General features: G+C 62.6%; 6 protein-coding genes. 4 read left to right on the top strand and 2 right to left on the bottom strand.

The window, feature by feature from the left end; all coding sequences use genetic code 11:
• Positions 1–180: 180 nt before the first annotated feature.
• Complete coding sequence (locus RO069_RS07985; RefSeq protein WP_328186573.1) at positions 181–1365, bottom strand: pyridoxal phosphate-dependent aminotransferase; 1185 nt, start codon at positions 1363–1365, stop codon at positions 181–183.
• A 143-nt stretch (positions 1366–1508) separates the two neighbouring features.
• Here RO069_RS07985 and uvrB point away from each other — a divergent pair, with 143 nt between their 5' ends.
• From uvrB to RO069_RS07970, 3 genes are all read left to right on the top strand, one after another.
• Positions 1509–3536, top strand: coding sequence for an excinuclease ABC subunit UvrB (uvrB, locus tag RO069_RS07980; RefSeq protein WP_328186571.1), 2028 nt, complete (start codon positions 1509–1511; stop codon positions 3534–3536).
• 119 nt (positions 3537–3655) lie between these two features.
• On the top strand, positions 3656–4459 hold the full coding sequence (locus tag RO069_RS07975; RefSeq protein ID WP_328186569.1) for a flagellar motor protein MotA: 804 nt from the start codon (positions 3656–3658) through the stop codon (positions 4457–4459).
• Positions 4460–4489: 30 nt separating this feature from the next.
• Positions 4490–5506: a peptidoglycan -binding protein gene (locus RO069_RS07970; protein WP_328186568.1), complete on the top strand. Its 1017-nt coding sequence runs from the start codon at positions 4490–4492 to the stop codon at positions 5504–5506.
• An 8-nt stretch (positions 5507–5514) separates the two neighbouring features.
• Here the strand turns inward: RO069_RS07970 and rimI are convergent, their stop codons facing one another.
• Positions 5515–6633, bottom strand: coding sequence for a ribosomal protein S18-alanine N-acetyltransferase (rimI, locus tag RO069_RS07965; RefSeq protein WP_328186566.1), 1119 nt, complete (start codon positions 6631–6633; stop codon positions 5515–5517).
• 191 nt (positions 6634–6824) lie between these two features.
• Between rimI and RO069_RS07960 the strand changes: the two genes are divergently transcribed.
• Complete coding sequence (locus RO069_RS07960) at positions 6825–8315, top strand: RimK family protein (RefSeq protein ID WP_328186564.1); 1491 nt, start codon at positions 6825–6827, stop codon at positions 8313–8315.
• Positions 8316–8380 lie beyond the last annotated feature (65 nt).

The raw sequence follows: 8380 nt of genomic DNA, 5'->3' as shown, positions 1-8380 counted from the left end.
AACCAGCGACAAACGGATTAACAGTCCGTTGCTCTACCAACTGAGCTATCGGGGAACAGTCGGTGTCGACGAGGCGCGTATATTAAAGAGCCGTTACCACCCCGTCAACCCTTTCAGCGGACTTTTTGGTGACCCCCGAGAAACCCCTCAGGAGCCACCGTCCGGCCGGGTTGTACCGGCTCAGGAGAGCGCTTTCTTCAGGCGAGCAACCGCCTCCTCGAGGACATCCATGCTGGTGGCAAAACTCAGGCGCATATGCCCCGGAGCACCGAAGGCTGACCCAGGCACCAGCGCCACACCGGCACCCTTCAGCAACACCTCCGCCATCTCCACATCGTTGGAGACATTCTCGGTCTTGTCGATGGCCCCCTGGAAGCTCGGGAACACATAGAACGTACCGTCACCCTCAAGGCATTCAACACCCGGAATCTCATTCAGCGCCTTCACCAGATAATCGTGACGCTCCTTGAACGCCTTGACCATCTCGCCCACGCAGGCCTGGTCGCCCTCCAGTGCTGCCTGTGCCGCCGCCTGGGAAATGGACGCCGGGTTGGAGGTGCTCTGGGACTGGATCTTCTTCATCGCTCCGATGATCCTGGCCGGGCCTGCGGCATAGCCGATACGCCAGCCGGTCATGGAATAGGCCTTGGACACGCCGTTCAGCACGAAGGTACGGTCGTAGAGTTCCGGTGTCGCGTTCAGGATGTTGCAGAACTCACGACCTGTCCACAGGATCGGCTCGTACATGTCGTCGGTGGCGATCATGATGTTCGGGTGCTTCTTCAGCACCTCGCCGATGGCCTGCAGCTCCTCCAGGGAATAGGCCATGCCGCTGGGGTTGGACGGACTGTTGATCACGAACAGCCGGGTGCGCTCGGTAATGGCGTCCTCCAACTGCTTGGGCGTAATCTTGAAACGGGTGTCGGCGCTGGTTTCGATAATCACCGGCTTGCCTTCCGCCACCAGCACCATATCCGGGTAGGACACCCAGTACGGAGCGGGGATAATGGCCTCATCGCCCGGATTCAGTGTGGCAAGTGCCAGGTTGAAAAAGCTCTGCTTGCCACCACTGGATACCAGTATCTGGTTGGGCTCGTAGTCCAGACCATTGTCCCGCTTGAACTTGGCGATGATTGCCTTTTTCAGCGCGGGTGTACCATCCACGGCGGTGTATTTGGTCTGACCATTGCGGATTGCTTCGATGGCCGCTTCCTTGATGTGGTCAGGGGTATCGAAATCCGGTTCCCCGGCGCCCAGGCCGATAATGTCCTGGCCGGCGGCCTTCAGCTCGGCGGCCTTGTTGGTGACGGCAAGGGTGGGGGATGGCTTGATGGCCTGTACACGGGTGGAAAGTTGAAGGTCCAAACTTGCGCTCCTTAAAGATGCGTCTGAGAGGGCTGCAGCCTGAATAAAGCGGCACCGGGCCGTTTACACAGGCTGTTTAACCCATGGATGTTACCATGGGAGCTTTGCAACGATAAGTTTCCCGCGAGGGTGGAGGTAATTCCTTGTCCAGGTTCAGAGTGGATTCTCCCTATCAGCCGGCCGGTGACCAGCCCGGGGCCATCGATGGTCTGGTGGACGGTATTGAGTCCGGGCTGGCGCACCAGACGCTGCTGGGGGTGACGGGTTCCGGCAAGACATTCACCATCGCCAACGTGGTGGAACGCATCCAGCGACCCACCATCGTCATGGCCCACAACAAGACCCTGGCGGCCCAGTTGTACGGCGAGTTCCGCGAGTTCTTCCCGGACAACGCGGTGGAATACTTCGTCTCCTACTACGACTACTACCAGCCGGAGGCCTACGTACCGGCTTCGGATACTTTTATCGAGAAGGACGCCTCGGTCAACGAGCACATCGAGCAGATGCGCCTGTCCGCCACCAAGGCCCTGCTGGAGCGGGATGACGCCATTATCGTGGCCACCGTGTCGTCCATCTATGGCCTGGGGGATCCCCAGTCCTACCTCAAGATGATGCTGCACCTGGACCGGGGCGACGAGATCGACCAGCGCACCATCCTGCGGCGCCTGGCGGAGTTGCAGTACACCCGCAACGACGTGGAGTTCCACCGCGCCAACTACCGGGTGAGGGGAGATGTGATCGACGTGTTCCCGGCGGAATCCGAGAAGGAAGCGATCCGTATCGAACTGTTTGACGACGAGGTGGAGAACCTGAGCTACTTCGATCCCCTGACCGGGGAAGTGCTGCGCCGGGTGCCCCGGGTCACCATCTATCCCAAGACCCACTATGTCACCCCCCGGGAAACGGTGCTGGGTGCCATTGAGCGGATCAAGGTGGAACTGGACGAACGCCTGAAGCAGCTCCGCGACAACAACCGCCTGGTGGAGGCCCAGCGGCTGGAGGAGCGTACCCGCTACGACATCGAGATGATGCTGGAACTGGGTTACTGCAACGGCATCGAGAACTACAGCCGCTATCTGTCGGGCCGTGCACCGGGCGAGGCGCCGCCCACGCTGTTCGACTACATACCGCCCAATGCCCTGCTGGTGGTGGACGAGTCCCACGTCACCATTCCCCAGATCGGCGCCATGTACAAGGGCGACCGGTCCCGCAAGGAGACCCTGGTGGAATACGGCTTCCGGCTGCCGTCTGCCCTGGACAACCGGCCCATGCGATTCGATGAATGGGAGCGGATTGCGCCCCAGATGATCTTCGTGTCCGCCACCCCCGCGAAATATGAAGAGGAGCATGCCGGCCAGGTGGTGGAGCAAGTGGTGCGGCCTACTGGCCTGCTGGACCCGGAAATCGAGGTACGCCCCGCCTCCACCCAGGTGGACGACCTGCTGGGGGAGATCCGCGAACGGGTCGCCGCCGAGGAGCGCGTGCTGGTGACCACGCTGACCAAGCGCATGGCGGAGGACCTGACGGACTTCCTGATGGAGCACGATGTACGGGTCCGCTACCTGCACTCGGACATCGATACCGTGGAACGGGTGGAGATCATCCGAGACCTGCGCCGGGGTGAGTTCGATGTGCTGGTGGGGATCAACCTGCTGCGGGAAGGGCTGGATATGCCTGAGGTATCCCTGGTGGCCATCCTGGATGCGGACAAGGAGGGCTTCCTGCGTTCCGAACGCTCGCTGATCCAGACCATTGGCCGGGCGGCCCGGAACGTGCGGGGCAAGTCCATCCTCTATGGCGATGTCATTACCGGCTCCATGCAGCGCGCCATTGACGAGACCGCACGCCGGCGGGCCAGGCAGCAGGCCCATAACGAGGAGCATGGCATTACGCCCCAGGGCCTGAACAAGAAGATTGCCGACATCATGGAAGGGGCCCAGGGCGGTGGCCGGGGCCGTCGCCGGGCCGAGCGGCCGGGCCAGAAGGCCGCCGAGGAAGCGGAACACTACCAGGTCAAGGCCAGGGGCAAGTCGCCGGAGGAACTGCTCAAGGATATCACCCGCCTGGAGGACGACATGTACAAGGCGGCCTCGGATCTGGACTTCGAGAAGGCGGCCCGGATCCGCGACGAGATCGCCGAACTCAAGGAAGCGGCGGTTCGCCTGGGATGACGGTGTTGGTCATCTTGCATTACCGTCAGTGACTTGCCAGTCTTAGGGAGCAATCCCGACAGCCTGGTGCATTGGGGATTGCTCCCCCTGACCCTCAAATCAGCCAGACGGAAGACCGGATGAGTAGCCTCAAGCAGACCCTGTTCTGGATGTCCCTGTTCCTGGCCGTGGTGGTGGCGGTCTGCGCCGCTATCTACCGGCCCCTGGAAACGGCCTTTATGGCCAACTGGGTGTTTAACCTGCTGATTGTCCTGGTGTTGCTGGTGGGCATCGTACTGACCTACCGGCAGGTGCTGGTGCTGCGCCCGGAGATGCGCTGGGTGGCCCAGTTCCGCACCGGCCATTCCGGGCTGTCCGTGCTCCAGGAGCCCCGCCTGCTCAAGCCCCTGGCCCGGCAACTGGGGGAGGACGCCAAGCGGGATCAGTTCACCCTGTCGACCCTGTCCCTGCGCACGGTACTGGATGGTATCCACAGCCGCATGGACGAGCAACGGGAAATCACCCGTTATTTCATCAGTTTACTGGTATTCCTGGGGCTGCTGGGGACCTTCTGGGGCCTGCTGGGCACCATCAATGCGGTGGGTCAGGTGATCACCGGATTGGACATGAGCCAGGAGGATTTCGGGCAGGTGTTCGGGGATCTGCAGGCCGGCCTGCTGGAGCCCCTGAAGGGGATGGGCACGGCGTTCAGCTCCTCGCTGCTGGGGCTGGGTGGCTCGCTGATCCTGGGCTTCCTGGATATCCAGGCCGGCCATGCCCAGAATCGTTTCTACGACAGCCTGGAGGAATGGCTGACCGGGGTCACCAACCTGGTGGACGCTGTGGATGGAGGCGCGCCGGTGGATGCCCCCGAGGGATCGGAACTCGAGCGCCTGCAGGTGGAGAACCAGCGCCTCAAAGACCAGTTGTCCGACCGGGAGTAACGCCATGATCACGCCCGGGAGCTGCGCCCCATGATTGGCTACCGCCGTCGTGCCCGTTCGGCCATCAACATCTGGCCGGGTTTCGTGGACGCCCTGTCCGCGCTGTTGATGCTGGTGATCTTCATGCTGCTGGTGTACGTGGTCAGCCAGCTCTACCTGTCGCAGACCCTGTCGGACCGGGATTCGGAGCTGGCCCGGCTTAGCAGCCGGCTGGCGGAGATTTCCAGCCTGCTGGGTGTGCAGGAGGAGCGCAATGACGCTCTGGAGCGGGAAATGCAGCGGGTCCAGCAGCAGCTTGGCGAGTCTCTGGCACTTAACGATGAACTGGAAATGGAGCTGGAGGAAACCCAGGACCAGGCCATTAGTCGGCAGAATGACCTGGAAGCGGCCCTCGACCAGGAGGAGCGCCTGGCGGCATCACAGCGAGCCCTCCTGCAGCAGCTCTCGGACCGCATCGGTGCCCTGCAGCAGCAACTGGCAACGATCACCACGGCCCTGGAACTCCAGGAGGAACTGACCGCGGATAAAGAGGCGGAACTCAGGGACGTCAGCCAGCGCCTGAATACGCTTTTGGCGGAGCGGGTAAACCAGTTGCAGCGGTACCAGTCGGAATTCTTCGGGCGCCTGCGGGAGATCCTGCAGGACAACGAGAACATCCGGGTGGTGGGGGACCGTTTCCTGTTACCGTCGGAACTGCTGTTCGCCTCCGGGTCAGCCAACCTTGGCACGTCGGGCCGACGGGAACTGGACAAGCTGGCCAGTGTGCTGCTGGACGTGGTGGAGAAGATTCCGGACGATATCGACTGGATCCTGCGCATTGACGGCCATACCGACCGTATCCCCATTGATACCCCCGCCTTCCCGTCGAACTGGGAACTGTCCACGGCCCGGGCCGTGTCGGTGGTGCGTTATCTGGCGGAGCAGGGCGTACCCGAGGATCGCATGGCGGCAGCCGGCTTCGGCGAGTTCTTCCCGGTGGCGGAAGGTATGTCCGAGGAAGCCCTGAGGCGGAACCGCCGTATCGAGATCAAGCTTACGGACCGTTGACCGGGAAATCAGCCCGTACGACGGGGGCCGACGATCACCGCCGCCTGGAGGGGCTGGTTGCGGCCATAACGTGCCATGCGGTCGAACACCTTCCGTTCCACCGGGAGGTACTGCTTGTCCGCGATGGTCTCCCCGTCATCCACATCCACCTCCGGGTCGTGCAGGTAAACGAACTGGTCGTCCATGGCACATACCGTGACCCAGTGAGGCACGCGGCTGCGGTTGAGCTGCCAGGTGCTGATCAGGATCATCGGCACCTTACCGGCCAGCAGGGCGCGCTCCATATCCGCCAGGGTAAGGGGATCGTGGTGCAGTTCGATGCCGGTCTCACCGATATCCTGCAGGAAGCCCTCGTGCACCAGCTCCAGCACCTGTTTCTTGTCCTCGCTGCGCACGGTTTCCCGGAACAGCGGGCCTTCCTGGCTGACATAGGCGGAAGCCTCGTAGCCCCGCTTCCAGGCGGCCAGGGCCAGGCCATGGGGACCACAGCCGCCGTGGCCGGCGAGCATGAAAATGGTGGTGGCCTCCCGCCAGATCCTCAGTTCCTCCAGCGTGGTCAGGGGGTGCCCGTCGTGCACCGCCGCCATGGCCATGATCAACGAGGCGGGGCCGCAGGTGAAGTCGGTGGACTGGGGATAGTAGGGCACCTCGGGAAACCGGCCCCGGGGTTCATAGAACAGGATACGCCGTTCAAACCGCAGGGCGTCGCCATGGTCCTCATAGTAGTCGCGCAGGGTGCCGAACTGCCGGTAACCCAGGCGACGGTAGAGGGCGATGGCGCCGTGGTTGTCGGTGCGTACTTCCAGCCGCATGATGATCCGGCCCGCCTCCGCGGCCTGCCGCTCCGCTTCCCGGACCAGCGCCTCGCCCAGGCCCCGGCCCCGCATGGTGGGTGCTACCGCAATGGAATAGATCCGCGCCAGGCGGGTATTGGCCTTCATCAGTACCAGGCTGTAGCCCACCAGCTCGCCCCCGGATTCCGCGAGGATCACCCGGTCCCGGGGCATATCGATAAAGCGCCGGAAGCTGCGGCGGGAGATGCGATCCTCCTCGAAGCAGCGGTTCTCCAGACGTACCAGGGCGTTGGTGTCGGCCAGCGTGGCATTGCGAAAGGTCAGATCAGCCATAGTCGTGTACAGCTCGGGCCGTGGGTGGTGGAAGCGCGCTGATTATGGGGCACGAAGGTCCCGGAGGATAGCGTCTCAACATGCGTAAAATCACGCACCTGCCAATGATTGTGGACGGGCGTCCTTGACTATACTGTAGCGCGAATCCGGCGATCCTGTGGCCGGGTAACCTGTCTGGCCGGAGGGCCGTCATGTCACGTCTGCTGCTTGTGGTTGACCATGCCCGGGACTGGGCACCCTACTATCCCAGTGAGGATCTGCTCACTTTTGACCAATACCTGCAGTTTTTCGCCCCGGCCCACAGCCGGATTCGGGTAATCAACCTGTGCCAGAGTGCCCGCTATCTCAGCCAGGGCTATTACTGCTCATTGCTGGCGGAGGCCCGGGGGCATCATGTGGTGCCGTCGGTGATGACGCTCAACGACCTGGGACGCAAGGGGCTGTTCTCCCTGCAGCTGGATGAGCTGGATCCTGCAGTGATCCAGTGGCTGGACGGAGCGGCTTCCACCGGTGACAGCAAGGGCAATCGCAGTGTCCGGGTCATGACCTTCTTTGGGCATGCGGAAGTCCCGGAACTGAAATCCGTGGCCCGGGTCCTGTTTGAGCGCTTTCCCTGTCCGATCCTGACGGTGGAGTTCCGGCACCGCAAGGGCAAGGGCTGGCAGATCGAGTCCATGAAACCGGCGGCCCCGGCCGACCTGACCGAAGCCCAGCAGGATACCTTTGCCACCGCCCTGGACCGGTTCAGCAGCATTGTCTGGCGCAAGCCCCGCACCCGTCGTCGCTACCGCTTCGACCTGGCCATGCTGGTGAACCCCGAGGAGGAGTTGCCACCCAGTGACCAGGTGGCCCTGGAACGCTTTGAGAAGGCCGGCCGCAAGCTGGGGATCAATGTGGAGCGCATCGGCCGCCGGGACTATATGCGTCTGCCGGAGTACGACGGCCTGTTTATCCGCGAGACCACCGCCATCGACCACCATACCTATCGCTTTGCCCGCAGGGCGGAGGCGGAGGGGTTGGTGGTGATCGACGATCCGGTGTCCATCCTGCGCTGTACCAATAAGGTGTTCCTGGCGGACCTGCTGAGGACCAACCGGGTGCCCACGCCGAAAACCCTGATCCTGTCGAAGGACCAGAAGGACGCCGCCGCCCAAGTCATCGAACAGCTTGGCTTGCCGGTGGTGGTGAAGATTCCCGATGGCGCCTTTTCCCGGGGTGTACTCAAGGCGAAGGATGAGAAGGAACTGAAGGAAGCCCTGAAAACCCTGTTCCGCCAGTCCGCCCTGGTGCTGGCCCAGGAATACCTGTACACCGATTATGACTGGCGTATCGGGGTACTGGGTGGCCGGGCCATCTATGCCTGCAAGTACTATATGGTGAAGGGGCACTGGCAGATCTACCAGCATGGCGAGGCCAAACAGGTGGACAGCGGCGACTTCGATACCCTGCCTACCTATGAGGTGCCCCGCAACGTGATCCAGGCGGCACTGAGCGCCACCCGCCTGATCGGTGACGGGCTGTACGGTGTGGACATCAAGCAGTCCGGCAACCGGGTGGCGGTGATCGAGGTCAACGATAACCCCAGCATTGATTCGGAGGTGGAAGACCGTTTCCTGGGAGGCGAACTCTATACACTGATCATGCAGGAGTTCCTGACCCGGATGGAGGCGAAGCGGCGCTAGTGTGCCGTGCGGTTAATTCGCTGACCTACTGCGTGACGCTGGGCCCTCTGGCCAAGGCGCCAGTC

This window comes from Marinobacter sp. OP 3.4 (assembly GCF_036224885.1).
Lineage (GTDB): Bacteria > Pseudomonadota > Gammaproteobacteria > Pseudomonadales > Oleiphilaceae > Marinobacter.
This window is presented reverse-complemented; position numbering and strand designations above follow the sequence as displayed.